At 70.9% G+C, this 24,256-nt stretch carries 23 protein-coding genes and 1 pseudogene; 5 read left to right on the top strand and 19 right to left on the bottom strand.

Features of this window, described 5'->3' with window-relative positions; genetic code table 11:
* Window position 1: 1 nt before the first annotated feature.
* Window positions 2–691 (bottom strand): TetR/AcrR family transcriptional regulator, encoded by a 690-nt coding sequence (locus ACFQ6S_RS16780; RefSeq protein WP_383409436.1) that lies wholly within the window; start codon window positions 689–691, stop codon window positions 2–4.
* Window positions 692–992: 301 nt separating this feature from the next.
* Here ACFQ6S_RS16780 and ACFQ6S_RS16775 point away from each other — a divergent pair.
* Window positions 993–2,107: pseudogene (locus tag ACFQ6S_RS16775) on the top strand (RNA-guided endonuclease InsQ/TnpB family protein); the annotation flags it as partial.
* A gap of 41 nt (window positions 2,108–2,148) precedes the next feature.
* Here the strand turns inward: ACFQ6S_RS16775 and ACFQ6S_RS16770 are convergent.
* The 4 genes from ACFQ6S_RS16770 to ACFQ6S_RS16755 all read right to left on the bottom strand — a co-directional run bounded on the left by ACFQ6S_RS16770 (window position 2,149) and on the right by ACFQ6S_RS16755 (window position 6,675).
* Complete coding sequence (locus ACFQ6S_RS16770; protein ID WP_383409433.1) at window positions 2,149–3,171, bottom strand: PDR/VanB family oxidoreductase; 1,023 nt, start codon at window positions 3,169–3,171, stop codon at window positions 2,149–2,151.
* On the bottom strand, window positions 3,171–4,049 hold the full coding sequence (locus ACFQ6S_RS16765) for a metal-dependent hydrolase (protein ID WP_383409430.1): 879 nt from the start codon (window positions 4,047–4,049) through the stop codon (window positions 3,171–3,173). The genes ACFQ6S_RS16770 and ACFQ6S_RS16765 overlap by 1 nt, the downstream gene beginning before the upstream one ends.
* A gap of 78 nt (window positions 4,050–4,127) precedes the next feature.
* On the bottom strand, window positions 4,128–6,053 hold the full coding sequence (locus ACFQ6S_RS16760; RefSeq protein WP_383409427.1) for a hypothetical protein: 1,926 nt from the start codon (window positions 6,051–6,053) through the stop codon (window positions 4,128–4,130).
* 76 nt (window positions 6,054–6,129) lie between these two features.
* A complete protein-coding gene (locus ACFQ6S_RS16755; protein WP_383409424.1) occupies window positions 6,130–6,675 on the bottom strand; it encodes a tetratricopeptide repeat protein in 546 nt (181 codons plus the stop codon).
* Between the two features lie 70 nt (window positions 6,676–6,745).
* Between ACFQ6S_RS16755 and ACFQ6S_RS16750 the strand changes: the two genes are divergently transcribed.
* On the top strand, window positions 6,746–7,177 hold the full coding sequence (locus ACFQ6S_RS16750) for a hypothetical protein (RefSeq protein ID WP_383409422.1): 432 nt from the start codon (window positions 6,746–6,748) through the stop codon (window positions 7,175–7,177).
* Between the two features lie 75 nt (window positions 7,178–7,252).
* Here the strand turns inward: ACFQ6S_RS16750 and ACFQ6S_RS16745 are convergent, their stop codons facing one another.
* From ACFQ6S_RS16745 to ACFQ6S_RS16705, 9 genes are all read right to left on the bottom strand, one after another.
* Window positions 7,253–8,836, bottom strand: a complete 1,584-nt coding sequence (locus tag ACFQ6S_RS16745; RefSeq protein ID WP_383409419.1) for a DUF1996 domain-containing protein — start codon at window positions 8,834–8,836, stop codon at window positions 7,253–7,255.
* A gap of 204 nt (window positions 8,837–9,040) precedes the next feature.
* Window positions 9,041–9,694, bottom strand: a complete 654-nt coding sequence (locus ACFQ6S_RS16740) for a LuxR C-terminal-related transcriptional regulator (protein ID WP_383409416.1) — start codon at window positions 9,692–9,694, stop codon at window positions 9,041–9,043.
* On the bottom strand, window positions 9,679–10,941 hold the full coding sequence (locus tag ACFQ6S_RS16735; RefSeq protein WP_383409413.1) for a sensor histidine kinase: 1,263 nt from the start codon (window positions 10,939–10,941) through the stop codon (window positions 9,679–9,681). Before ACFQ6S_RS16735 ends, ACFQ6S_RS16740 begins: the two co-directional genes overlap by 16 nt.
* Window positions 10,942–10,993: 52 nt before the next feature.
* Window positions 10,994–12,019, bottom strand: a complete 1,026-nt coding sequence (locus ACFQ6S_RS16730; RefSeq protein WP_383409410.1) for an SDR family oxidoreductase — start codon at window positions 12,017–12,019, stop codon at window positions 10,994–10,996.
* 78 nt (window positions 12,020–12,097) lie between these two features.
* On the bottom strand, window positions 12,098–12,649 hold the full coding sequence (locus ACFQ6S_RS16725; RefSeq protein WP_383409407.1) for a winged helix-turn-helix domain-containing protein: 552 nt from the start codon (window positions 12,647–12,649) through the stop codon (window positions 12,098–12,100).
* A 246-nt stretch (window positions 12,650–12,895) separates the two neighbouring features.
* A complete protein-coding gene (locus tag ACFQ6S_RS16720; RefSeq protein ID WP_383409404.1) occupies window positions 12,896–13,816 on the bottom strand; it encodes a DUF6891 domain-containing protein in 921 nt (306 codons plus the stop codon).
* Between the two features lie 110 nt (window positions 13,817–13,926).
* Window positions 13,927–14,958, bottom strand: a complete 1,032-nt coding sequence (gene glnII, locus ACFQ6S_RS16715) for a glutamine synthetase (protein ID WP_383409401.1) — start codon at window positions 14,956–14,958, stop codon at window positions 13,927–13,929.
* Between the two features lie 267 nt (window positions 14,959–15,225).
* Window positions 15,226–15,942 (bottom strand): hypothetical protein, encoded by a 717-nt coding sequence (locus tag ACFQ6S_RS16710; protein WP_383409398.1) that lies wholly within the window; start codon window positions 15,940–15,942, stop codon window positions 15,226–15,228.
* 119 nt (window positions 15,943–16,061) lie between these two features.
* On the bottom strand, window positions 16,062–16,427 hold the full coding sequence (locus ACFQ6S_RS16705; protein WP_383409395.1) for an arsenate reductase family protein: 366 nt from the start codon (window positions 16,425–16,427) through the stop codon (window positions 16,062–16,064).
* Window positions 16,428–16,648: 221 nt separating this feature from the next.
* Between ACFQ6S_RS16705 and ACFQ6S_RS16700 the strand changes: the two genes are divergently transcribed.
* On the top strand, window positions 16,649–16,975 hold the full coding sequence (locus ACFQ6S_RS16700; protein WP_383409392.1) for a hypothetical protein: 327 nt from the start codon (window positions 16,649–16,651) through the stop codon (window positions 16,973–16,975).
* A gap of 159 nt (window positions 16,976–17,134) precedes the next feature.
* Here ACFQ6S_RS16700 and ACFQ6S_RS16695 read toward each other — a convergent pair whose 3' ends face one another.
* A complete protein-coding gene (locus ACFQ6S_RS16695) occupies window positions 17,135–18,325 on the bottom strand; it encodes a winged helix DNA-binding domain-containing protein (RefSeq protein WP_383409389.1) in 1,191 nt (396 codons plus the stop codon).
* 260 nt (window positions 18,326–18,585) lie between these two features.
* Between ACFQ6S_RS16695 and ACFQ6S_RS16690 the strand changes: the two genes are divergently transcribed.
* A complete protein-coding gene (locus ACFQ6S_RS16690) occupies window positions 18,586–19,938 on the top strand; it encodes a DUF2252 domain-containing protein (RefSeq protein ID WP_383409386.1) in 1,353 nt (450 codons plus the stop codon).
* Between the two features lie 19 nt (window positions 19,939–19,957).
* Here ACFQ6S_RS16690 and ACFQ6S_RS16685 read toward each other — a convergent pair whose 3' ends face one another.
* Window positions 19,958–21,613, bottom strand: a complete 1,656-nt coding sequence (locus ACFQ6S_RS16685; protein ID WP_383409383.1) for an alpha/beta fold hydrolase — start codon at window positions 21,611–21,613, stop codon at window positions 19,958–19,960.
* Between the two features lie 250 nt (window positions 21,614–21,863).
* Between ACFQ6S_RS16685 and ACFQ6S_RS16680 the strand changes: the two genes are divergently transcribed.
* On the top strand, window positions 21,864–22,169 hold the full coding sequence (locus ACFQ6S_RS16680; protein WP_383409380.1) for a hypothetical protein: 306 nt from the start codon (window positions 21,864–21,866) through the stop codon (window positions 22,167–22,169).
* A gap of 40 nt (window positions 22,170–22,209) precedes the next feature.
* Here the strand turns inward: ACFQ6S_RS16680 and ACFQ6S_RS16675 are convergent, their stop codons facing one another.
* The 3 genes from ACFQ6S_RS16675 to ACFQ6S_RS16665 all read right to left on the bottom strand — a co-directional run bounded on the left by ACFQ6S_RS16675 (window position 22,210) and on the right by ACFQ6S_RS16665 (window position 24,103).
* Window positions 22,210–22,809: a hypothetical protein gene (locus ACFQ6S_RS16675; protein ID WP_383409376.1), complete on the bottom strand. Its 600-nt coding sequence runs from the start codon at window positions 22,807–22,809 to the stop codon at window positions 22,210–22,212.
* A gap of 1 nt (window position 22,810) precedes the next feature.
* Entirely contained in the window at window positions 22,811–23,728 is a 918-nt protein-coding gene (gene htpX / locus ACFQ6S_RS16670) for a zinc metalloprotease HtpX (RefSeq protein WP_383409373.1), read from the bottom strand.
* 105 nt (window positions 23,729–23,833) lie between these two features.
* A complete protein-coding gene (locus ACFQ6S_RS16665) occupies window positions 23,834–24,103 on the bottom strand; it encodes a hypothetical protein (RefSeq protein WP_383411242.1) in 270 nt (89 codons plus the stop codon).
* Window positions 24,104–24,256 lie beyond the last annotated feature (153 nt).

Genomic DNA, 24,256 nt, shown 5'->3' with positions numbered 1-24,256 from the left:
CCTAGGACGCCAGCGAGATCAGCCGGGCGATCAGGTCGGCGAAGGGGCCGTCGGCCGGTTCGTCCCTGAGCATGCGGCGCAGCAGCGCGCCCATCTCCTCGTTCTGGGCGGCGCTGACGGCGGCCAGCGCGGCGAAGTCGTGGACGAGCTGGACCTCCAGCTCGCCGCGCGGGATGCGCCGGCCGTCCAGCCAGATCAGCGCGGTCGACTCGGCGAGCGAGATCCAGGAGCGGACGACCAGTTCCAGTCGCGCCGGCGGATCCTCCACGCGCAGATGCGAAAGGATTTGGACATACGCGGCCTGCCGCACGGAGTCGATCAGGGCGTTCGTCGCCGTCGAGCCGACGGCCGGGCCGCCGCGCATCAGCGCCGAGAAACCGGGGCCGTGATCGTCGACGAAGTCGAAGAACCGCCGCATCACCCGCAGCAGCCGCGCCCCCAGCGGGCCTTCCTGCGGCTCGACGAAACGGCCCGCCAGTTCCTCCGACGCACGCTTCAACGCGGCTTCGTACAGGCTGAGTTTGCCGGGGAAGTAGTGATACACCAGCGGCCGCGAGATGCCCGCGGCCGCGGCTATCTCGTCGATCGAGACATCGTCGGGCGAGCGCTGGCTGAACAGTTCGAGGGCGACGCCTATCAACTGCTGCCGCCGCTCCTCGACTCCCATTCTTCGCCGTACCCCGGTAGTCATGCGAACACCTTACCGATCGATTCCGGCCCCGAACGGACCGGAGTGACCACAGGCGTTCACCTGCTTCCTGCGAGGAGGGCCCGGCGTTCACGCCGGGGAGGAATCGCATCCGGGTGTCGGGACGCGGAGCGTTCGTACCGTTGTCGGGTTCGCCGAGGTGATGCGGACGCGCGTGCCCGTCGTCGCTGGTCGGGGTGGCGAGTGTGGGATCGGGGGGCGTTTGTGCGGCTGTCGTACGTATGGTCCTTCGCAGGATTCGGGATGGCACTGGTGTCCCGGCCGGGGCTGTGAGAGGGGCGAGATGGCGCAGGTGGAGACGGTGGCGAGGGTCGGGCATGCCCGATACACCTACCGGCTGCGCGTGTCGTCGACCGCCCGCACCGCCCTGGAGGCGGAGTGGCACCGATGCCGCTGGCTGTGGAACGAATGCGTCGCCAAGTCCAGGGCCGTACACCTGCACAACAAGTCCACCGGCCAGAAGGCCACGTGCGGCCCGGCTCAGCTCGATCGGATGCTGACCGAGGCCCGCGCCCGTACGCCGTGGCTGCGTGAGGGCTCGTCAGTGGTACAGCAGCAGGTCATCCGCGACTTCGGCCGCGCCCGCGCCAAGGCGCACAAGGACATCACCGAGCGCCTGCCGGTCCGGCAGCGGGCCGGGATGCCGAAGTGGAAGACCAAACGCGAGGCACTGCCTACCCTCAACTACACCCAGGCGGCTTCCGGTTGAAGGTCGGCCGGCTGCACCTGGCGGGCGGCATCGTGGTTGCGGTGGTGTGGTCTCGGGAACTACCGGCTGAGCCGTCCTCGGTGCGCGTGTACCAGGACAGCCTCGGGCACTGGTACTGCTCGTTCGTCGTCCCCACCCAGGTACATCCCCTGCCCAGGACCGGCCGCGCACTCGGCGTCGACTGGGGTGTGAAGGAGACCGCGACCACCACCTCCGACGCGCACGACCTCCCCTACGCCGGGCACGGCAAGAAGGCACAGAAGAAGCTGACCGGTTACGACCGGATGATGGCCCGCCGCAAGCCGAAGAAGGGCCAGCCGGCGTCGAAGGGCTACCGCGAGGCGAAGAAACTGCGGGCCAAGGCGCACAAGAAAGTCGCCAGGCAGCGTGAGGACACCGGCCGCAAGTGGGCCAAGAAGGTGGTCCGCGACCACGACGCCATCGCGGTCGAGGACTTCCGTCCGAAGTTCCTGGCCAAGACCACCATGGCCCGCAAGGCAGCGGACGCCGCCGTCGGCACCACCAAGGCCGCACTGATCGAGATGGGCCGCAAACACGGGCGGGACATCCGCCTGGTCCACCCCGCGCACACCACGATGGACTGCGCGCACTGCGATGCGAGAGCCAAGCACGCACTGCCGCTGGGTGAGCGCACCTACACCTGCACCGCATGCGGAAACACCTCCCCAGCCTGAGCCAGGAATCCCCTCCCCTTCAGGGAGGGGAGGATTCAAATGTCCAGTACGAGCCGATCACCCCGCGCCCGCGACACACAGATCAGCATGGAGTCGTCCCGCTCGGCGTCGGTCAGCAGCTCGTCCCGGTGGTCCACCTCGCCCTCCAGCACCCGCTGTTGGCAGGTCCCGCAGAAACCCTGCTCGCAGGAGTAGGCGGTGTTCGGCAACTCGGCGCGTACGGCGGCCAGTACGGTCGAGTCGGCGGTCACGGTCAACGTCCGCCCGCTGCGCCGGAGTTCGACCTCGAAGGCGCCGCCCGTCGAGGCGCGCGGCGTGAACCGCTCCAACCGGACCGACGGGAACCGCTCCTCCACCGCGGCCATCAATCCCTCCGGCCCACAGCAGTAGACGGCGGCACCCTCGGGCAGATCGGCCAGGAACCCGTCGACGTCCGGCGGCCCCTCCACGACCGTCACCCGGCCCTCGCCCAGCTTCTCGACATCCTCCAGGAACGGCATCGAGGCCCGGTCGCGCCCGCAGTACAGCAGCCGCCACTCGGCGCCCTCGGGCAGCGCCCGCAGCATCGGCAGCACAGGGGTGATCCCGATGCCGCCCGCGACGAAGACGTAGGAGTCGGCCTCGACGAACCGGAACCGGTTCCGCGGCCCGCGCACCTCCAGCTCCATGCCCTCGCGGACCTGCTCGTGCACCTCGCGCGAGCCGCCCCGCCCGTCCGGCACCAGCCGGGTCGCCACCGTGTACGACGAGGTGTCCTCCGGGTCGCCGCACAGCGAGTACTGCCGCACCAGCCCCGACGGCAGCACGAGGTCGAGATGCGCGCCGGGTTCCCAGCGCGGCAGGCCGTGCCCCTCCAGCCGTAGTCGTACGACCCCTTCGGCGACCTCCTCGCGCGCGGCCACCAGCACCCGCAGCGCACGCGACCGGGGCCGTCCCGAGACCGGCTCCTGAAGGGCGGGCATCGGCCACAGCGGCGAGACCCGGACCCGGCGCCGCATCGCCCGCCGGGCGAGCAGGGCGGCACCGGCGACGACCGCGACGGTACGGAGCTTCGGCATCAGGCGGCACCCTTCTCGGCGGCGAGCGCGGCAGGCGATGCGGCGAGATAGGCGACTGCCTGCTGTGTGGAGCCCTCCTGCGAGGGGTGGTACGCCCGGCTCAGATAGCGCGGGATGGACTTGAGCATGTCCCCGGTCGTGGGGAGCGTGCCGCGCCTGCCGCGGACGTAGAAGTCCTTGAAGGTCGCCCTGCCGTCGATGAGCGTCGGGTCGTTCTCCATGAAGAACCGCGCCCCGCGCTGCCAGAGGAAGACCAGCGCGGTGAACGCCGTGGCCCAGGTCCGCACCCGCCGTCGGTACTCCCCGTCGACATGCATGAACAGGTCGAAGGCGACCGACCGGTGCTCGACCTCCTCGGCGCCGTGCCAGCGCAGCAGGTCCAGCATGGTCGGGTCGGCGCCCCGGCGGTCCAGCTCCTCGGCGTTGAGCACCCAGTCGCCGAGGAAGGCCGTGTAGTGCTCGATCGCCGCGATCAGCGCGACCCGCTCCATCAGCCACCAGCGCCGCGCCCGGCCCGGCGGCAGCGTGCGGTCACCGAGGAGCTTCTCGAAGAGCCAGTCCACCTGTGCGGTGTACGGCGTCGGATCGAGCCCCTGCTCCCGCAGATGCGGCAGCACCTCGTCGTGGGCCTGCGAGTGCATCGCCTCCTGACCGATGAACCCGAGGACGTCCTCGCGCAGTCGCTCGTCGCGTATGTACGGCAGCACCTGCTTGTAGACGTGCACGAACCATCGCTCGCCGGCCGGCAGGAGCAGATGCAGCACATTGATGGTGTGCGTGGTGAACGGATCCCCCGGCACCCAGTGCAACGGGGTGTCGTCCCAGGAGAAGGACACCTTGCGGGCCTTGAGGGGCACCCGGTCCTGCGTATTAGACATGGCGTCAATGTACTGACGGGTAAGTCCTGGGTGAAGCCCCGTGCGCGACCTTGTTTACGTGAGTGTCAGCAAGGCCGTTCACTTCAGCCCACTGATCGACCGCCCGCTCTCCAAGGTGCCCTTCAGCTCGGCCTGCGCGCCCTGCTGGGAGCGTACGGTCAGCAGATGGCCCTCGGCGGTCCCCCGCACCCCGCCCGTCGCGCGGATCGACTCCGTGTCGTGTGTGCCCGCCGCCATCAGGTACCAGTCGCCAGCCTTGGCCTTCCACAGCACCCCGGCCAGCACATGGGGATCCCGCGCCCCGCACGCCGACACGTTCTCGGCCTTCGCCACCGTCGCCGCCTGTGCGGTCCCCGGCGTGCGGAACTGGGCCAGCACCCGCTCGCCGCCGCCCCGCCACGTTTCCCCGCGCGTGCACGACCAGTCCGCCGCGCCGGTGCCGTCGGGCAGCGTCTGCCGGGCGAACGACCAGGCGTTGACCGTGCGCACGCCCGCGGAGCGCATCGCGCCCAGCCAGCAGGAGGAGGGCGCCCAGGCATGCAGCGCCTGCGCACCGGTCACGTCCTTCGCGGCCCCGGGGCGGCCCGAGGTGAGGCGGGCCGGGACCAGTTCGGCGAGGTCGGTGAGCAGCCGGGTGCCGGCCTTGTCGGTCACCTGGAGGACGTTCCACGACGAGCACGCGCCGGTCTGCTGGGAGACGGGACTCGACAGCGGCGAGGTCACCCCGTCCGTCACCGTGAGGTCCATCGCCCCGGAGTCCGGCTTCAGCAGGTCCCGCTCGGCCGCCCCCTTCACCCAGGGCGCCAGCAGATAGCGGACATTGCCGTCGGCGCGGCTCAGCACCACCGCGCTCGCCTCCGTCCTGGTCGCGCCGTCGACCCGGGAGAAGTCCAGGGCGGCACCGGCCGTGCCGTCCGTCGGCTCGGCGTAGCGGGCGATGCGCAGACCGTCGTAGAGGATCACCACGCGGGCGGTGTCGATGGTGCCCGCGTACAGCAGCTGCGGCGCGCCGGGCGGGCCGCCCGCCGGGGTGCCGGGGGTCGCCGAGACCGTGACCGTCTCACCGGGGCGGGCCCACACGGCGAGGGCGCGGCGCAGCAGGGCCGAGTCACCGGCGAGGTCGCCGCGCGCCGGCCACACGGAGAAGTCGGTACGCGCGGCGGACTGCCAGGCCAGCGCGGGGACCTTCGTCAACTGGGCCGGGTCGAGCGCGGCCTCGGCCGCCGGGTTCTGCGCGTAGGCGGGCGCGGCGGGACCGTCGGGGGCCCAGCCCTCGCCGGGCAGACCGAGCAGCGCGCCGCACACCAGCAGGGCCGCACCGGCCGCGAGCGCGGCCCGCAGATGCTGCCTGCGCCGCATCAGATCGGTGGGCCTGGCATGCAGCGAGCAGGGGTCGAACTCGGGGGAGTCGAGCAGCGCGTACTGCGCCGGCACGCCGTCGGCCTCCTCCAGCGCGTCGTCCACGTCCTCGACGCCGGCCGCCGTAAGCACCTCGCGTACCTCGCCGTCCGCGAGCTTCTCCAGGCCGCGCAGGACGTAGGCCGCCCGCGCCGGGCCGGACAGCGCCGACAGCCGCTGGTCCAGGGCGAGTTCGTCGGCGCCGCCCGACCTGGGGAAGAGGCGCAGGCCCCAGACCTGGGGCAGCAGGGGCGGCAGTTGGGAGCGCTTGGGCCAGGCCGGGCGCACCAGGGGCAGGCCCGCCTCCAGTGCCGTACGCAGGACCCGCAGACGCAGGAAGGTGTACCCGGGGTCGCCGTCGCGGCCCGTCGCCTGGGCCGGGATCACGGACGTCGACGTCGCCCGGCCACGGGGCAGGGCGCGCTGGGTGAGGGAGTGCGCGGTCACCACGCGCCGGTTGCGGCCGAGGCTCGGCGGCAGCACCAGATAGGCGAGCCGGACGAGACGCGGATAGTGCTCGACGAGCGCGGCCTCGGCCCGCTCGACGTCGACGACCGGGTCGGCCGAGGCGGGTCCGGGGCGTGAGGCGACATCCTGTGACTGCACGTTCAGCAGAACGAGCGAATGGGCGGTTGGTCACAGCCGAACGGGGTGTCCGGGCGGGTTTCGGACCGGCTCGGTCTCAGGGCTCCAGCAGTGCTCGGGCATAGTTCGCCATCGACCGCTGATACCGGGGCAGATGCGGCGCAAGCGCACCCAGTACGAGCGCCAGCCCTTCCCGGTCCTGTCCGAGACTGGACAGGCACAGCGCCAGCGTCGCGCGTACGGCGTCGTCCAGCTCGTCGGAGGGTGCGTCCAGCTCGGGTGTCAGGAGTTCGACACCCTCCTTCGCCTGTCCGATGTTCCGCAGCGAGCTGGACAGCTGGATCTTGGCCCGGCGTCCCTTGTAGCCGCTCAGCCCGCGTGCGAGTGCCTCCCGGTACAGCGGCGCCGCCCTGTCCGAGTGGCCCGTCGAGTCCCAGGCGCAGGCCTGCTCGAAGGGGCCGAGGGCGCTGTCGTCGGGCAGTTCGGCGACGAGGGCGTCGATGACGGCGCGGAAGGCGGCCGCCTCCTCCTCGGGGTAGCTGTCGAAGGTCGCCCATGCCGCGGTCACGCGGTCTTCCCAGTCCTTGTCCACCGAGTCACACTCGCACACCCGTGCCCGTGAGAGCCTCTGATTTGAGCGCATCGCACACCACAGCCGTATGGGAGACGAGGGCCCCCGTCGGGGCTCTGTGCGGCATGGACCGGAGGAACCGATGACATTGACCCGACCGATGCTCGCGCTGACCGGCGCGGTGGCGGTGCTCGCGCTGGCCGGCTGTGGCTCCGGCGGCGACAAGGAGGCCGAGGTGCCGAAGACGGCGACCGGCAGCCTGGAGCATCTGGCGGCCATGGCGAAGTGCGACCCGAACATGCAGACCGACGCCGACGAGATCCGCCAGGCCATCTGCAAGACCGGCAAGGAGAAGTACATCCTCGCCACCTTCGCCACCGACCGCGGCCAGGCCGAGTGGCTGAGCGGCGCGAAGGACTACGGCGGCTACTACCTGGTCGGCCGCAAGTGGGTCGCCGTGGGTCAGGAGAACACGGTCACTACGCTGCAGAGCAAGCTGGGCGGGACCATGGAGGAGGGTTCGGCGCACATGAACCCCGGTGGCAGTCACAACAAGGGCGGCCACCACAGCTGACCACGACGCTCTGCGGACAGAAGAAAGCCGGCGGTGGGAATTCCCACCGCCGGCTTCTTTACCGGTTCAGGACTGCTACTGGCAGTTCTGGCCGCTGTTGATGCAGTCGACCATCTCGTTCATCGTGTTCTCGTCGAAGAAGTTGATGAAGTCGTTGTGGTCGGTGATCGCCTTGTGCAGCTGGTCCGGGAAGGAGTCCACCGCGAAGGCGTTCTGGACCTGTCCGTCCTGGATCTGCGGGGCCTGGACGTCGTAGACCAGGCGGACCTGGAGCTGGGGGATCGCCTGGAAACCGTTGGCGCAGGTGCCGTCGCCCTGGACGAACGACACGTGCGTGCGGTGGTTGGCGCTGTCGATGTTCTGACCGTCCCAGCAGCTCTGGAAGTTGGACGTCCGCACCACGGAGCTGCCCTCGGGGCAGATCGGGAGCTTGTCGTGCAGCTGGACCTTGTCCTCGAAGCCGGTGCAGCTCCAGTTGGCGTTGGCGTTGTTGTTGCCGTTGACGAAGGACTTGGCGTCACCGGTGATGATGCGCAGGGCCTCCGGCATCGCGACGACCTCGCTCGTCTTGTTGCCGACGAACTTCAGCTGTGCCTCGCTGGCCTGGACGATCGTGCCGACGTTGCCGTCCTGACCGCCACCCGGTGCGTTCGCGTCGATGTCGTTCTGACCGTCCTGCACACGCAGCACCGGCCAGAAGTACGACGAACGGTCACCCTGGTTCTCGCAGGTGGTGTCGCCGTTCGCCAGGTCCTGGTCGCTCGCGAAAGCGTTGTTGGCCTGGTTGCCGACGTAGTCGTGCTGGTGCTGCGCACCGTTGCTGACGCCGGGAGCGACGATCACGTTGTCCGAGTTGCGGTTCTCGTTCTCGTTGGTGCCGCAGCTCGTGGTGAAGCTGCCGGTCGAACCGCTGTCCCCGTTCGCGGGGAGGCCGTTCGCGCCGACGCCCAGCTGTGCGTTGCCCTGGACCTGCGTGATGTCGACGAAGTCGTCCGCGGAGGGGCCGTTGCCGGCCTGCCCGCCGTTGCCGCCCTGGTCCTGTCCGTCGCCGTCCTGGCCGCCCTGGTCCTGACCGTCCTGATTCTGGTCCTGACCGTCCTGATTCTGGTCCTGACCGTCGTTGTTCTGGTCCTGACCGTCCTGGTTCTGGTCCCCGTCCTGCTGGCCGTCGTTGGTCTCAGGCTGCTCGGCCGGGACGCCCTGGCACTGGGCGAGCTGGTCGAGGTTCTGAGGGCGCTGGCCGCCGGCCCGGTTGATGTTGATGCCGATCCGGTCGAGCGTGGCCACGCGCTTGGACTTCAGCGGGCTCAGAATGGCGTTGTTGACGTAGTTGGCGTCCCCCGCCTGGGCCTGCCGCGTCTCGGCGAGACGCTTATAGGCATCCGTGACCTGCCTGTCCAGCAGCGCCAGCTCCTTGGCGACACCCCTGCGCGCGCTCCTCGGCACTTTCGTCAGCTTCTGGCCGACATCAGGGCAGTTGATCGTCGCGACCTGGGCATTCGTGGACTTCGTCTGGTTCCACCCAGAGTTGTTGTCCTCGTGAGCCGAGGCATAGAAGTTGGCCCATACAAGCCCGCCCCCACCGAGCGCTAGGGCTGCCGATGCGGCTATGGCCTTGGTGGCCAGCGGCGTACGGCGTTTTCTTGTGTTGCGTCCCATGGAACTCCTCTGACTTCCTTTTTCGGGGGCATCGAGGGCGCCCGACAGGAGTGAAGCGGCTCCCATTCATACGGAGGGCGTCCCAGGGGTGTTCAGCCGCCTCGGAAATTGTTGAGAGATTCGTGAGAACGCTGTGTGCACAACAGCCCCTGAAATACCAGGAGTTGTTGATCCCGCACGGCGGGTGAATGAGCGGGTCCGGTTTTACCGGCCGTGGTCGAGATAGGCGAGAACCGCCAGCACGCGACGGTTGTCGTCGTCCGACACCTCCAGGCCCAGTTTGGCGAAGATATTGGCGGTGTGCTTGGCGATGGCCCGTTCCGTGACGACGAGCCGCTCGGCGATCGCCGCGTTCGTCCGCCCCTGCGCCATCAGCTCCAGCACCTCCGTCTCCCGGGGTGTGAGCCGGGCCAGCGGCTGGTCACCGGCCGCGCGCCGGCTCAGCAACTGCTGGATCACCTGCGGGTCCATCGCCGTACCGCCCGCCGCGACCCGCCGTACGGCATCCACGAACTGGTCCGCGTCGAACACCCGGTCCTTCAGCAGGTATCCCACCCCGCCGCTGCCGTCGGCGAGCAACTCCCGCGCGTACAGCTGCTCCACGTGCTGCGACAGCACCAGCACCGGCAGCCCGGGCTTCCTCCGACGGGCCTCCAGGGCGCACTGCAGCCCCTCGTCGGTGTGCGTCGGCGGCAGGCGTACGTCGACGACCGCGACGTCCGGGTCCAGCTCGGCCAGCGCACGGGTCAGCTCGGGGCCGGTCTCGACGGCCGCCGCGATCTCGAAGTCGTAGGCCTGGAGCAGCCGGACGAGCCCGTCGCGCAGCAGGAACAGGTCTTCGGCTAGGACAACGCGCAAGGAATCTCCATGGTGACCATGGTGGGACCGCCCGCGGGCGAGCTGACGGCCAGGACGCCGTCGAATGTACCCAGTCGCCGCTCGATCCCGACCAGGCCCGAGCCGGCCCCGATCACCGCGCCGCCCTTTCCGTTGTCGGTGACGGTGACGCGCAGCATGTCGTTCGCGTGGTGCAGGTCGATCCAGATCCGGTCGGCGCCCGCGTGCTTGACGGCGTTGGTGAGCACCTCGCTGACCGCGAAGTACGCCGCCGACTCCACGGGTGCCTCCGCCCGCCCGGGCAGCTCCACGTTCACCTCGGTCGCCACCGGCAGCCGCAGCGCCAACGCCCGTACGGCGTCTCCCAGTCCGCGCTCGGCGAGCACCGGCGGATGGATGCCGCGCACCAGGTCGCGCAGCTCGGCGAGGGCGTCGGCGGAGGACCGGCGGGCCTGGGCGACGAGCTGCCTGGCCTTCTCCGGGTCCTTGTCGAGCAGCATCTCGATGGTGCCGAGGTCCATGCCCATCGCCACCAGCCGGGCCTGCGCGCCGTCGTGCAGATCCCGCTCGATCCGGCGCAGTTCGGCGGCGGAGGTGTCGACCGCGTCCCGTCGCGTCTGGGTCAACACCCGTACCCGTTCGGTCAGTTCACCCTGGTCGGAGCCGAGGACGGCGCCGGTCAGCCGGAAGTGGGCCTGGAGCAGGGGCGCGGAGACGAAGTGCGCGAAGAAGAGGATGACGACGCCCAGGGCGCCGGCGCCGAGTGCGGAGGCCTGGTCGGTGACCGGTACGAAGCCGTACCAGTACCCGTCCAGGACTCGCCACAGCCCCGCCGCGATCGCGAACCCCTCCAGCGGATAGAAGAGCAGCACGGCCGGCAGCAGGGCCGTGATGAATCCCGCCGTCATGTCGACGGGCAGCCACAGCAGGTCCCGCCAGGTCGCCGGATCGCCGAGCATCCCGAAGGTGCGCGTCCACGGATTGGCGCCCTGCGGCAACGGCCGGTAGGCGGGCGGGATCCGCACCCCGCCCCATTCGGCCGCGAGTACCCGCCGCCAGTCGGCGAACGTGCGCACCCCCGTCAGCACCCACGGCGTCGTGACGATGCCGACGCCGATCGGTATGAGCGCGATGGACACGAGGGAGAGGACGAGGCAGAGGACGGCCCCCGGCAGGGCGATCAGGGCCAACGCCAGTCCCCGTACGGCCGCCAGACCCATGCCCCGTGCCGTCGTACGCCTGCCGCCGCTCTTCGTGTCGTTGGTCATGGTCCCAGTCTCGCGGAGGCGGGGAACACGGGCACGGGGCCGAGGCACCCGATCAGGAGGTGGTGCCAGGTACACCCCCTCGGGCTGCCAGCACCTTCGCCTCCACCTCCGGATCGAGGCCCTTCGAGGTCCGGTCCTGCCGCATGGGCGCCGTGCCGCCGATGTCCTGGAGCCACCGCCAGGTGTCGGCGACGGTCTCCTCGACGGGCCTGCAGCGCAGCCCCGTCGCGAGCGCCCGGGACACGTCCGCGCTGTGCAGGGCGTCGTGCATGTCGCTGCCCGGCGGCACCCACACGGGCAGCTGCGTCCACGGTTCGATACCCGCGTCCAGGATCACCTCGGGCTCGGTCCACCGGAGTTCGGCCGCGGAGCCGGCGGTCCGCGCGCAGGCCTCGAGCAGGGTGCCCATGGTGGCGTGCCCCTGCGGTCCGATCAGCGAGTACGGGCCGCTGAGCTCCTGCTCCACGGAACCGAGGATCCACTCCGCGAGGTCACGGACATCGATGTACTGAAGCGGCAGGTGCCGTGGACCCGGCGCCAGCACCGGCCCGCCACGCGCCATCCGGCTCAGCCACCAGGGCAGCCGGCCGATGTTCTCGTACGGGCCGAGGATCAGCCCCGACCGCACGAGTACCGAGTGGTCCGCCCCGAAGGACTCGACGACGGCCAGCTCGCCGCCCCGCTTGTCGCGCGCGTAGTCGGTCTGTTCCGCACCGGCCTCGGCGCCCTCGACCAGCGGCGCGTCCTCGGTGTACCCGGCCGGCGGCGCCCACTCGTACACCGAGCAACTCGACACATACACATACCGCCCGGCGCGGCCCCGCAGCAGCCGCGCCGAGTCCAGCACCGCGCGGGGCGCCGCGGACCAGGTGTCCACGACGGCGTCCCACTCGCCCTCCGCCTCGGCGAGGGCGGCGAGCCCGTCGGGCGTGGTGCGGTCCCCGTGCAGCGACCGCACCCCGGCCGGGGGCTCGTGCCGCCCCCGATGGAAGACGGTCACGTCCCAGCCGCGCCCGAGGGCCGCCTCCACGACGGCCCGCCCCACGAACTCCGTACCACCCAGCATCAGAAGCCTCATGCCACCGACTCTGCACGGTCCGGGGGCGGGACGGAACAGGACTCTGCCGTCAGCAGAAGCCCGGGGGACGGCTCCGGATCAGCGGCCGGCCGGCGGGGTGTACTTGTATCCCACCCTGCGCACGGTCCGGATGGTGTTCCGGTGCTCGGCGCCCAGCTTGCGGCGCAGCCGGGCGACATGGACGTCGACCGTACGGCCGTCCCCCACATGTCCGTACCCCCACACCGTGGTGACCAGCTGGTCGCGGGTGTGCACGCGATGGGGGTTGGCCACCAGGTGGGCGAGCAGCTCGAACTCCAGGTAGGTGAGGTCGAGTTCACGCCCGTCGACCGCGGCGGTGCGCCGCACGGAGTCGACCCGGACGAGCGGGTCGCCCTCGGTGTCGACGGCCTGCGGAACCGGCGGCTGACGGTCGGCCGGGACGAGCACCAGGTAGCCGATCATCGGCGGCTGTCCCGGCAGCGTGGGCAGGGAGTGCTGGGGAGCGGGCAGCCAGGTGGCGCCCGGCGGCAGAAGGTCCGCGACGTCGATCACCTCGTCCCGGTCCACGGCGCGCAGATGATGCCGTGCGCCGTTGGACGAAGGAGAGTTGAGCGTGGCGGCGGGGGAGAGAGAACGGGTGGTCGCCATGAGAGGTCAGCTCTTTCGCGCGAGAGGTCCATTGGGGGAGAACGTCGTTCGCGCTGGCCGAAGGCCGGGGGTGACGGCTTTAGAGGGCCCGCGCGTTCACCGCGCGGCAACACACCCGGTCGAAGTCATGGTGCTGACGGGAAGGCCAGAAGGGCTCGAGGTCATGGCGACCTGTCGCGGAGTGCTTCTGGATGCTGGCCATGTCCCCATTGAAGCAGACACCCGCTCGGGGCGGGACCCTTCGTCTCATCCTTCCAGCCGTTTGTCCCAGGTCAACGGCGTGACGTTGATCGCCCTGTCCGGAGAGCCGTCCCAGTCCGTGGACAGGCCGACGTCGGCGAGCGCGGCGGTGACCTCGCGTCCGACGCCGGTGGTGGTCTCCTCGGAGCCGTCGAACCCGCCGTAGTGGAGCGAGAGTCCGTGCCCGTTCGCGGCATGCTCGACGACCTGCTGGTGGAAGAAGACGAACCCGCGCGCGTCCTCCCGCTCGGCGCCGATCTCCGCCATGCCGCAGCTTCGGCAGCAGGTGAAGTTCTCCCGGGCGGTGATGCCGCTCGACTCCAGTGCCCGGAAGGCGCCGGTGAGCCGCTCCGGATCGGTGACGCCCTCCCACGCCGCCTGCTCGTCGAGCCGCTCCCGCCACAGCCGGTCGACCAGCTGCCGGGCCTGCGCGTCCGAGACGGGCCGCTCGTCGCCGTCGACCAGATACTCCTCGGCGGCCTCCGCGAGCGTCGCCCGGTCGTCGTACCCGCACCGCAGCAGCGCGCGCACCCGGTCCTCCACCTCCTCGCGCACCGCGTGGGGGAGCTCCGGCACCTCCGGTGGCGGATCCACGGCGATGGGCGTCCAGGAGAACCCGTCGTCCCAGCCGCCACGCCGCCGGGCCCACCCCACCAGCGCGTCGGCCACGGCCGCGGCCTCCGGGACCGTCGTGCCGAGGAAGCGCTCGGGGCTCTCGCGGTGCTCCAGCTGGTAGTCCCCGCCCCGCTGGTGCCACAGCTGGGCGAACACGTCCGGCACGTCCGGTATCCGCTGGATCACCAGCCAGCGGTCCCCTCGCGTGCCGATCCGGCCCACCAGGTCCCGCAGACGCTCCTCGGACGGCCGCGTATACGTCTCGCCGTGTTCCGTGCGGACCTTGACGGCCGGCCCCTCGTCGCTCTCCATGGCCCCACGATGACACCCGCCACTGACAGCGCGGCCAACGCACGGCGAAGGGGGCGCCCACCGCGATGGTGGACGCCCCCTTCAAGGAGTCTTCGGCGACCCCGCCCGGATCAGACCTGGCCGGCCTTCTCCAGCGCGGAGCAGCAGGTGTCGACGAGCAGCCGCGTCACGACGTACGGGTCGACGTTGGCGTTCGGACGGCGGTCCTCGATGTAGCCCTTGCCGTCCTTCTCGACCTGCCACGGGATACGGACCGAGGCGCCGCGGTTGGAGACGCCGTAGGAGTACTCGTTCCACGGGGCGGTCTCGTGCAGACCGGTCAGGCGGTCGTCGATGCCGGCGCCGTAGTTCTTGACGTGGTCGAGCGGCTTGGAGCCCTCGCCGAGCGACTCGGCGGCGGTGATGATCGCCTCGTAGGTCTCGCGCATCGCCTTGGTGGAGAAGTTGGTGTGCGCGCCCGCGCCGTTCCAGTCGCCCTTCACCGGCTTCGGGTCCAGCGTCGCGGCGACGCCGAAGTCCTCGGCGGTGCGGTACAGCAGCCAGCGGGCCACCCACAGGTGGTCGGAGACCTCCAGCGGGGCGACCGGGCCGACCTGGAACTCCCACTGGCCGGGCATGACCTCGGCGTTGATGCCGGAGATGGCGAGGCCCGCCGCCAGGCAGTTGTCCAGGTGCGCCTCGACGACGTCACGGCCGAAGATCTCGTCCGCGCCGACACCGCAGTAGTAGCCGCCCTGCGGGGCCGGGAAGCCGCCCTTGGGGAAGCCGAGCGGGTAACCGTCCTGGAAGAAGGTGTACTCCTGCTCGATGCCGAAGATCGGCTCCTGGGCGGCGAACTTCTCCGCCACCTCGGCGAGCGCGGCACGCGTGTTGGACGGGTGCGGGGTGAGGTCGATGTTCAGGACCTCGCACAGCACGAGCACATCGTCGCCGCCGCGGATCGGGTCCGGGCAGGTGAAGACCGGCTTGAGCACGCAGTCCGACGCGTGACCCTCGGCCTGGTTCGTGGAGGACCCGTCGAAGCCCCAGATCGGCAGCGCGTCCAGACCGGCGGGCTCACCCACGATGATCTTCGTCTTCGAACGCAGCTTGGCCGTCGGCTCGGTGCCGTCGATCCAGATGTACTCAGCCTTGAAGGTCACGGGCCACATCCTTCGGGGGTGGGTCTAGGCGCACTTGCGGGTGCTGCGGCGCTGCGGCACTTCAGGCGCCGCACTTGATGCCCGCGACCCTGTCAACAGGCGATTTCCCGGTCATTGCTCGAATGTGAACCCCGTGTTACCTGGTGTTCGTGTGGTGCGATTCACGCGGTGAGCGGCCGGGCAGAGCCCGTACACGTACGCGGGTCCTGCCACCCGTGGCCGCGAGTGGCAGGACCCATGACACGTACGACGTCGGTGCTCCGAGCCTCACCCCACCTTCTCGATCACCGCACGGCGGATCAGGAACTTGCCGGGCTCGCGCACCTGCTCGAAGGCCGCGTTGTTGAGCAGCGCACAGCTGCCGGAGACCGAGGTGACCTCCACCGTCGTGGACTTGTTGTTGTCCAGGTTGGTGACCTTCAGCTTGGTGCCGGCCGGGAACTGGTTGCTGGACGCGGCCGGAGCCCCGCCCTCGCCGGAGAGCGTGACGGTGGACCCGTTGCAGACCTGCTGCCCCGCCGCGGCACCGCCGCCGGCGTTCCCCGTGTCCCCGGCGTCGCCCGCGTTCTCGTTGCCGCCGGCGTTGCCCGTGTTCCCGGCGTCGCCGGCATTGCCGGTGTTCCCGGCACCCGCGGCCGGAGCGCTCGGCTGTGCTGCTTGGGAGTCCTGAGCCGACTCCCCGGCGACACACCCGGATGCTTCCTGCTGGACCTTGATCTGCGCGATGACCGCCTCGCGGTTGGCGATCCGGGCCGCGGACTGGGCGTCGGGACTGGCCTTCTGCCCGTCGATGAACTTCTGGTTGTTGCCGAGGGCGGTGGCGAGCCCCGTGCAGACGGTCGAGTCCGCGGCGGACTTGACCGTCGGCGCCTGCGAGGCGTTCGAGGTGCTCGCCATGACGAAGGCACCGCCACCCGCCACCGTCGCCGCACTGACCAGCAGAGCGATCTTCTTCTTCGTGCCGAGAGTTCGCCTACGCGACATGCGCGCCTCCTAGGGGGGTAGGGGAACGTACGCCGCTATGTACGAGATACCGAACGGAGTTACTCAGCGGTTACAGGAGTCGCTGAAGTAACGTACGTCACACTCTCCCTGACGGAGTCTCAACTCTTGCGGGACAGGGCGTCCTGTACGGCCTCGTCCGTGCGGCCGACCACGGCCGTGCCGTCCTCCGCCGTGATGATCGGCCGCTGGATCAACTTCGGGTGCTCGGCCAGTGCCTTGACCCACCGGTCCCGCGAACTGTCGTCCCTCGCCCACTCCTTGACCCCGAGCTCCTTGGCGACGGGCTCCTGGGTCCGGGTGATGTCCCACGGCTCCAGGCCGAGCCGCTCCAGCACCTGCCGGATCTCGTCCTCGCTCGGTACGTCCTCCAGATAGCGGCGGACGGTGTAGTCGGCGCCCTCGGCGTCGAGCAACGTCAGGGCGCTGCGGCACTTGGAACAGGCCGGATTGATCCAGATCTCCATGGGGGCAACGGTATCCCGAAGCGCGATGTTCGAATATTCCACCGCCTCGGACGCACCTTCCGGAGCTGGTGTGACGCGGTGACAATTTCGTTGCTGACCAGGGCATTTCCTGGACGTTCTGGAGCCCCCGGATGTCAGTGCCGGGCATTAGACTGTAAGTAGTGTTCGAGAGCGTCACCGGGGACCCCGGCCGGCGCTCTGACCGCGACAGGAGGATGCCTGTGCCCGCTGCCGCACTGAAGCCGAAGCCCACCCGCAAGCCGTTGCCCACCCAGTCCACCGCGAAGCACCCGGTGCTGCTCGATCTGCCGTACGTACCGCTGGAGAAGCGGCCGCTGCCGCCGGGCCGCCCGCGCGAGTGGTACATCACCCACAACCGCCGTCTGAAGGCCCTGCGCCTCGCGATAGCGCTCCTCGACTCGGGCGTCTACATGCCGAACCAGGCACGCAACGAGACGATCCGGGACACCGCGGAGACGATCGGCGTCCATCCGCCGTCGGACACGACGTGCCACATGGTCAGGGCGCTGATGCGGTACTCGCGGTAGCCGTGGCGCCGGGTGCCGTCCGCTGTCAGGGGCAGCCGGCGCTGTCGTTGCCGTCGTCTGGGGGCCGCCGCCCCCAGACCCCCGCTTCGGCCCTGAACGGGCCTCGTCCTCAGACGCCGGACGGGCTGGATCGTGCCGACCGGCGTTGCAGAGTGCCCCTCACTTCGACAACTCCCGCTCCATCGGCGTCCGAAACCGAGGCGTCACCCGAGCCGGCCCCATCCACTCCCGCACCCGCTCCGCCTCCACCGCGACCGCCGCCTCGGCCGCACTCCGCTCCGCGGGCTCGAGGTCCGTCAGCAAACGCCAGACGATCTCCCCGTCCGCACGCTGGGCCCACGCGCCCACGACCCGCCCGTTCCACCACACCGTCGGCCCCACATTGCCGCTTCTGTCGAACAGCGACGGCCGCAGCTCCGGCGCCAGATACCAGTCCCGCTGCTGCCAGCCCATCGCCGTGGGGTCGAGTCCCGGCAGCAGTGCCGCCCACGGCTCCTCGGGCCCGGCGACCGGGCCCGCGTCGCCGTCGACGACGTATCCCGTCCCCTCGTCGACGGACACCGCCTGCGCCCCGATCGCCGTGAGTGCCCGGCGCACCTCCGTCACCCGCCACCCCGTCCACCACTTCAGGTCCGCCTCCGTGGCGGGCCCGCACACCGCGAGCCAGTGCCGCAGCAGCTCCGCCTGCGCCTGAGCCACGTCCAGCTCGGGATGCTCCGGCGCAGGCGCCCACCGGAACTGCGAGGACGTCCAGGAGCCCAGCGGCCGTCCCCGCACGACCTTGCCCTCGACGCCCAGCACCCGCAGCAGCCGCGTCGCGACGGTGTGCACGCCCTCGTAGCTCTTCCCGGCCGCGTACGCGAACTGTTCGCGCAACCGCGGCTCGTCCTGCGCGAGTTCGGCGGCCGTCGCCTGCCCGCGGCGGGCCAGCGCGGCCAGGGCCGACTCCTCGACCTCCTTCAGCCAGGCCGCGTCCGGGGCCCCCGCCTTGGCCATGTCCTTGACCAGCGAGGCACGCTCCCGGGCCGCGACCGCCAGGCCGGTGGAGGCGTGCACGACGGCCGTCAGCCCGGTGGGGAACACGAACACGGTGTGCCGCATGCCGTGCATCCGGACCAGCGTCCGCTCCTCGTACAGCGCCCGCTCGGTCGCCGTGACGGTCGTCGTGGCGTCCGCCAGCCGCGCGCCCACGGCCAGGTACACGGTCGCCGGATCGGTACCGTGCAGCGCGACCAGCGACTCGGCGACCTCGGCCGGCGCCTTCGCCCGCGCCACCCCGGCCAGCCGATGCCGCAGCCCCAGCCGAGCCCGCCGCTCCGCCACGCCGATGTACCGCACCCCGTCACCCATCCCGGCCTCCACCCGTCACCCGCCGAACCACCACTGCCCGCATCTTCCCGGACCCCACTGACAACGACCCTCCGCCCACGTCCCCTTCCCGTCACCCGAACCGCCGCCTCGAAGTGCGCCCGGCCCCACCCCGCCTTTGACTGCGAAGCAGGAGGCGACGGAGCCGCCCCAACGGGCGACGCCACAGCGGGAGGTGCGATGGACGGGCTCGGTGTACGGCTGACGGAGTACGGGACGGTCGGAGACAGGGCCGTCGTCTCATGACGAGCCCGGCCGTCCCCGCCGACCGATTCGTACGCGGCAAGGCGGCCCGCAAGCGCGCCCCCCGCTCCGCGCACGCCGCCTGGATCCCCTCCGTCGACCGCCCGGACACCGTCGCCGTACTGGAACGCCAGGGCCGTGACCGGCTGCCGGAGCTGTTGCCGATCAGGTACGGCCGGATGGCGTCATCCCCGTTCGCCTTCCTGCGCGGTGCCGCCGCCGTGATGGCCGCCGATCTCGCCGCGGCGCCGCACACCGGTCTCACGGTGCAGCTGTGCGGCGACGCCCACCTGCTCAACTTCGGCCTCTACGCCTCCCCGGAACACGCCCTGCTGTTCGACCTCACCGACTTCGACGAGACGTTCCCGGGGCCGTTCGAGTGGGACGTCAAACGGCTCGCCACCTCGGTCGCCGTGGCGGCGCGCGAGAACGGGCACCCGGAGGCGAAGGTCGCCCGTGCGGCGCGGGAGGCCGTCGCGGCGTACCGCGTCGCGATGCGCCGGCTGGCCCGGCTCGGCGAGCTCGACGTCTGGTACACCCGCATCGACGCCGAGCAGCTCCTGCCGCTGGTCCACTCCGCCCGCCGGCACCACCACCGCGTCGAGGCCAGCCTCGGCCGCGCGCGCCGCCGGACCAGCCTGCGGGCCTTCGCCAGGCTGACCGAGACGGTCGACGGGCGCCGGCGCATCATCAACGACCCGCCGCTGCTCGAACGCGCGGGCACCTCCGACATGGCCTCCCTGCGCAAGACCTTCAGCGACTACCGCTCCACGCTCTCCGAGGAACGCCGGCTGCTCCTGGACCGCTACCGCTTCGTCGACGCCGCCCGCAAGGTCGTCGGCGTCGGCAGCGTCGGCCTGCGCTGCTTCATCGTGCTGCTCGCCGGACGGGACGCGGGCGACCCGCTGTTCCTCCAGATCAAGGAGGCCCGGCAGTCCGTACTGGAGGAGTATCTGCCGAGCGGGCCGTACGTGCATCCCGGCCACCGCGTCGTCGCGGGCCAGCGGCTGCTGCAGGCCGCAGGTGACATCTTCCTGGGCTGGATGTCGGGCCCGCAGGGGCGCGCGTTCTACTGGCGTCAGCTGCGCGACATGAAGGGCTCGGCCGACGTGGCCGGGATGGGCCCGGACGACCTGAGCGCCTACGCCCGGCTGTGCGGCACCGCCCTCGCACGGGCCCACGCCCGCTCCGGCGACCGTATCGCCATCGCCGGCTATCTGGGCGGCGCCGACAGCTTCGACCACGCGGTGGCGGACTTCGCCCTGGCCTACGCCGACCAGACCGTCACCGACCACAAGACCCTGTGCAACGCAGTCGAGGCCGGGGTGGTCAGGGCCGCGCCCGAGATCTGACCGACGCCGGACGGTCGCGTCAGCCGTAGGAGTCCAGCAGGCCTTCCACGTACGCCGTCAGCCGTTCGCCCAGCACCGGGGGCGTCAGCTCCGTGCGGCCCAGCTCCCGCCACGGCCCCGCGAGCTTCGCGGCGTCGGGGGAGTAGGCGAGGGCGTCGATCAGCCGCCAGTACAGGTGGTCCCCGCCGTCGGCGAGCCGCCGTCCGCCCTGCGCCTCGTAGCGCTCGCGGAAGCCCAGCCCGTGTTCCGGGCCGTGCAGCAGGGCGAGCGCCGTCGAACAGTGGGCGACATCGAGGTCGGCCGGGCCCCACGAGGTCTCCACCCAGTCGACGACCCCGCTGATCCGCACCTGCGCACCCGCACCGGCGAACAACACGTTCCCCGGGTGGAAGTCCCGATGCAGAAAGCATCCCTCGTACGCCGGAGGCTCCCGCCGGATCACCTGCACGGCCCGCTCCCACAGCGCGCCGCCCGGCGTCCGCACCCGCTCCGGCGACGTCCACGCCTGATAGGGGCGCGGCCGCTCGTCCGGTACGACGCGGTGGATCGCGGCGAGTTGGGCCGCCAGCAGATCCAGCCGCCGGTCCAGCTCCTCCTGGTCCTCCTCGTCCACCCGCACCCGGCCCGGCAGCAGCGACATCAGCAGCGAGGGGTGGTCGCAGTGCTCGGCGGTGGCGTCGACGGCGACCAACTGGGGTGCGGGGACGTCCTCCCGGCCGGCGAGCAGGGTGAGGACCGACGCCTCGCGGGCCAGCAGGCCCGGTGCGTGCCTGCGGAAGAAGGGTTTCACGAAGGTGCGCAGCGCGAGCCCGGTGCCGTCGTCGAGGGTGAGCCGCCGCATCTGCGAGCTCCAGCCTCCCTTCGCGAAGGCGGAGTCGGTGACCTTCCGTCCCTGAGGCAGCTGCTTGGCCAGCCACGACCGGGTCGCCGTCCACCCGCGGTCACCCTGGCCGGCCAGCACGGCGGTCACGAACTCCCGCCGGTCCTCGGCGTGTTCCTCGAACCACAGCCCCAGCATGTGCTCGGCGTCCGGCACATCGAACCTTGTGAACTGCGCGTGAGCGGCCAGCGCGTCCTGGACGGCCTCCGTCACCTCCGGCGGGATGATCGCGTCCGTCCCCGGCACCGCGAGCACCGCCCGCCCTTCGTACCGCCGCAGCACCTCCAGTGCCGGCGCCCCGCGCCAGCCGTCCGGCCTGCGGATGATCTCGCTGAACCGGCCGTCCCCCGCACCGAACGGCACATCCCACGCCTCCTGTGCGTACACGGCGGGCGCGCACAGCCCCACCGCCGCCACCCGGTCCCCGTAGTGCGCGACGAGATCCGTCACCGTCTGTCCGCTCATGCTGAACCCGACGAGGACCAGCGGACCGCCCGCCGGTACCTGTGCGTCGATGACGGCGACGGCCTGCTCGAAGCGCCGCCCGAGGCTCAACTCCCTCAGCTCTCCGGTGCTTTCCCCGTGCCCCGAGAAGTCGAAGGCGAGCCCGCGGCAGCCGCGGGAGACGAACTCGGCGAGCATCGGCAGCAACCGGTCCTTGGTGCCGGCGCCCGCGCCGTGCAGCAGGACGACGGTGGCCGTGTCCGCGCCGCCGGCGTCACCGCCGTACACGCCGCTGAGCAGTTCACCGTCGTATGCGTGTGTGAAAGAGGAGAGCTCGATCATGGGTCCCATTCATTCACACCGGACCCCGGCCGAACTCCACCGAACTCCCGCCCCGGGAAAAGGAGATGCACGCCGAGTGACCGCCTCCCTACCCTGGACATGCGTAACGGAGCTGTTCACGCCGCTTCACGCAGGGAAGGCGCCACTCTGCGGGCTCGGGGCTACTCTCTACGCACCGACGGACGGTCGCCCCTCCCCCAGCGCCCCGTCGGGGACATTCGCACCGCTCAGAACCGACCCACGCTCACGGAGGCCCGTGATGGGCACCATCGTCATGTCCGGGACTGTCGTCCTGGTGATCCTAGGATTCGGAAACCACGTCTACTGGCTGGCCGCGGTCGCTGTGCTCTTCCTCTACCTGCAGTACGGCCGGAGCTCCTCCGCGCCGAGCGGCGGAGCCAGGGGGGCCGGGGGCTCCGGGGGAGGGGCCTCGTCGGGAGGCTCCATGCCCGCGGACTACCGCTCCTACCGCGACCGTCGCGACATGCAGGCCAAGTGGGAGCGCCGCTACCGCCGCGAGCGCCCCCTTGAGTCCCGTCGTCAGGAGCAGGAGAAGAGCAAGTGAGACCACCTGTGGTGGTGAGCCGAGGCCGGGGTGCCTCCGGTCACAGACCGGGGGCACCCCACACCGGGAACCAGCGGCTCAGGTCCTGTTCGATCCGCAGATCGTTCCCGAGTGCCGCCTTCACCCGCAGCTCCAGCGGGTTGTCGCGCCGCTCCGCCGTGCCGGGGAGCGGCGCGAAGGGATAGAAGGTGCCGCGCTTGTAGAGATAGACGAGCGCGAGCCGCTGCTCCTGCTCGCCCCCCTCGTGCGCGTGCTCGAATCCCGCCAGCGAGCACAGCAGCTGCGGCCCGAAGCCGTTGACCTCCATCGCGCTGTTCACCGCGTGCAGATCGTTGACCAGATCGGGGAGCTGGTCGGGGCCGCGCCGGGACACCAGCCACGAGTAGCCGTAGTCGTCCCGCGTCAGCTCCACCGGCCGGCCCTCGCGCTCGGCGTCCGCGTCGAGCAGCGCCTGGACCTCACGGTGCGTCTGCTCGAAGGCGGCACCCTCGACCGTGGCGAAGCACACCGCCCCGCTCCCCGTCGGCCGGAACCCGGCCGCCGCCTCCAGCGTCACCGCCGCCGACGGCAGCGCGAAGAGCTGGTCCAGATCGGGCGCGGCCGGCTTCGTACGGCCGAGCAGGATGTCCAGCAGTCCCATCTCACGCCCCTCCGGGAGTCGCCGCCTCGCCCAGCTCGGTGGAGATCCGCCCCAGCTGGTCGAGCCGCTGCTCCAGGCTCGGGTGGGTGGAGAAGATCTGCGCGAGGCCGGGCTCCCGGCCGAGCGCCGGAGTGAAGTAGAACGCGTTGAAGGCCTGCGCCGTCCGCAGGTCCTTGGACGGGATCCGCGCGATGTCGCCGGAGACCTTGGTCAGCGCGGACGCCAGCGCCGAGGGCCGCCCGGTGAGCAGTGCCGCGGCCCGGTCGGCGGCCAGTTCCCGGTACCGGGACAGGGCCCGGATCAGCAGGAAACTGATCGCGTACACGGCCGCCGACACCCCGAGGATCGCGGCGAAGATCGCGGCGGTGTTCTGGTCCCGCCGCCCGCCCCCGAAGAGCTGGCTGTAGAAGGCGAACCGCACGATCAGCCCGGCGATCACCCCGAGGAACGAGGCGACGGTGATCACGGCGACGTCCTTGTGTGCCACATGCGACAGCTCGTGCGCGAGCACACCCTCCAGCTCATGCGGCTCCAGCCGCCGCAGCAGCCCCGTGGTCACACAGACCACGGCATGATCGGGATTGCGGCCGGTGGCGAACGCGTTCGGCATATCCATGTCCGACACGGCGACGACGGGCTTCGGCATGTCGGCGATGGCACACAGCCGGTCGATCACCCCGTGCAGCTCGGGATACTCCTCCCGCTCCACGACCCGCCCCCGCATCGCGAACAGCGCGACCCGGTCGGAGAACCAGTACTGGGCTCCCAGCAGCCCCGCCGCCACGACCACCACGAGCACCCAGGACTTCAGCAGCACGATCAGCGCGACGACGAAACCCACGTACAACAACCCGAGCAGAAACAGCGTGACCCCCATACGCGCGGTCAGTCGCCGATCACTCCGGAAGCGGCTCTGCATCTTGCACCACCCCGCACTCAGGCACTCGTCCCACTGCCCAGTGTGCACCCGGCCACGCCCATGAACGGGTCGCGATCGGCCCTAGGAGCAGCAAAGAGCCCCTGGCTAGGGGGCGCGGAAGTCGAGGTATCCCAGCAGCACGATCACCGCGGCGACGCAGCCCAGCACGACGACCGTCGACACCCATCCCGACCGGCGATGCTGCCGCGCCACGTGCTCCGGATCGGCCCGGAACGGCACCGGGCCGGGAGGGTTCTCCTTCCAGCGCGCGGCGAGCATACGGGCCCGCGCCGAGGGCTCCTTGTGCTCGGCGTTGTCCGCCCACCTCAGGTCGAACTCGCGTTCCTGATCGTCGTGTTCGTGCCGCTCCGGCATCCCGTCCACCCCCGTGTCGTCTCCTCGGCAGAATAGAACATACGCCCGCGGCCCCACCGTCGGTTCGCCGGCGGGGGCGGGGGGGTGTGCGCTTCTGTTCGGGGCCCACCACCCATCGAAGTCGAGACCCAACTCTTTTTGGTTTTGACGCAA

The organism is Streptomyces sp. NPDC056479, from assembly GCF_042795335.1.
In the GTDB taxonomy this organism is placed as follows: domain Bacteria; phylum Actinomycetota; class Actinomycetes; order Streptomycetales; family Streptomycetaceae; genus Streptomyces.
Note: the sequence above shows the minus strand (reverse complement) of the source record. Positions and strands in the feature narration are given on the sequence as shown.

Excerpts from the sequence above, each read along its gene's own strand:
- ACFQ6S_RS16780 (WP_383409436.1), bottom strand. The coding sequence starts at position 691 with ATGACTACCGGGGTACGGCGAAGAATGGGAGTCGAGGAGCGGCGGCAG.
- ACFQ6S_RS16770 (WP_383409433.1), bottom strand. The coding sequence starts at position 3,171 with ATGCCGAAGCTCCGTACCGTCGCGGTCGTCGCCGGTGCCGCCCTGCTC.
- ACFQ6S_RS16765 (WP_383409430.1), bottom strand. The coding sequence starts at position 4,049 with ATGTCTAATACGCAGGACCGGGTGCCCCTCAAGGCCCGCAAGGTGTCC.
- ACFQ6S_RS16755 (WP_383409424.1), bottom strand. The coding sequence starts at position 6,675 with ATGCGCTCAAATCAGAGGCTCTCACGGGCACGGGTGTGCGAGTGTGAC.
- ACFQ6S_RS16750 (WP_383409422.1), top strand. The coding sequence starts at position 6,746 with ATGACATTGACCCGACCGATGCTCGCGCTGACCGGCGCGGTGGCGGTG.
- ACFQ6S_RS16745 (WP_383409419.1), bottom strand. The coding sequence starts at position 8,836 with ATGGGACGCAACACAAGAAAACGCCGTACGCCGCTGGCCACCAAGGCC.
- ACFQ6S_RS16735 (WP_383409413.1), bottom strand. The coding sequence starts at position 10,941 with ATGACCAACGACACGAAGAGCGGCGGCAGGCGTACGACGGCACGGGGC.
- ACFQ6S_RS16730 (WP_383409410.1), bottom strand. The coding sequence starts at position 12,019 with ATGAGGCTTCTGATGCTGGGTGGTACGGAGTTCGTGGGGCGGGCCGTC.
- ACFQ6S_RS16725 (WP_383409407.1), bottom strand. The coding sequence starts at position 12,649 with ATGGCGACCACCCGTTCTCTCTCCCCCGCCGCCACGCTCAACTCTCCT.
- ACFQ6S_RS16720 (WP_383409404.1), bottom strand. The coding sequence starts at position 13,816 with ATGGAGAGCGACGAGGGGCCGGCCGTCAAGGTCCGCACGGAACACGGC.
- ACFQ6S_RS16710 (WP_383409398.1), bottom strand. The coding sequence starts at position 15,942 with ATGTCGCGTAGGCGAACTCTCGGCACGAAGAAGAAGATCGCTCTGCTG.
- ACFQ6S_RS16705 (WP_383409395.1), bottom strand. The coding sequence starts at position 16,427 with ATGGAGATCTGGATCAATCCGGCCTGTTCCAAGTGCCGCAGCGCCCTG.
- ACFQ6S_RS16695 (WP_383409389.1), bottom strand. The coding sequence starts at position 18,325 with ATGGGTGACGGGGTGCGGTACATCGGCGTGGCGGAGCGGCGGGCTCGG.
- ACFQ6S_RS16690 (WP_383409386.1), top strand. The coding sequence starts at position 18,586 with ATGACGAGCCCGGCCGTCCCCGCCGACCGATTCGTACGCGGCAAGGCG.
- ACFQ6S_RS16685 (WP_383409383.1), bottom strand. The coding sequence starts at position 21,613 with ATGGGACCCATGATCGAGCTCTCCTCTTTCACACACGCATACGACGGT.
- ACFQ6S_RS16680 (WP_383409380.1), top strand. The coding sequence starts at position 21,864 with ATGGGCACCATCGTCATGTCCGGGACTGTCGTCCTGGTGATCCTAGGA.
- ACFQ6S_RS16675 (WP_383409376.1), bottom strand. The coding sequence starts at position 22,809 with ATGGGACTGCTGGACATCCTGCTCGGCCGTACGAAGCCGGCCGCGCCC.
- htpX (WP_383409373.1), bottom strand. The coding sequence starts at position 23,728 with ATGCAGAGCCGCTTCCGGAGTGATCGGCGACTGACCGCGCGTATGGGG.
- ACFQ6S_RS16665 (WP_383411242.1), bottom strand. The coding sequence starts at position 24,103 with ATGCCGGAGCGGCACGAACACGACGATCAGGAACGCGAGTTCGACCTG.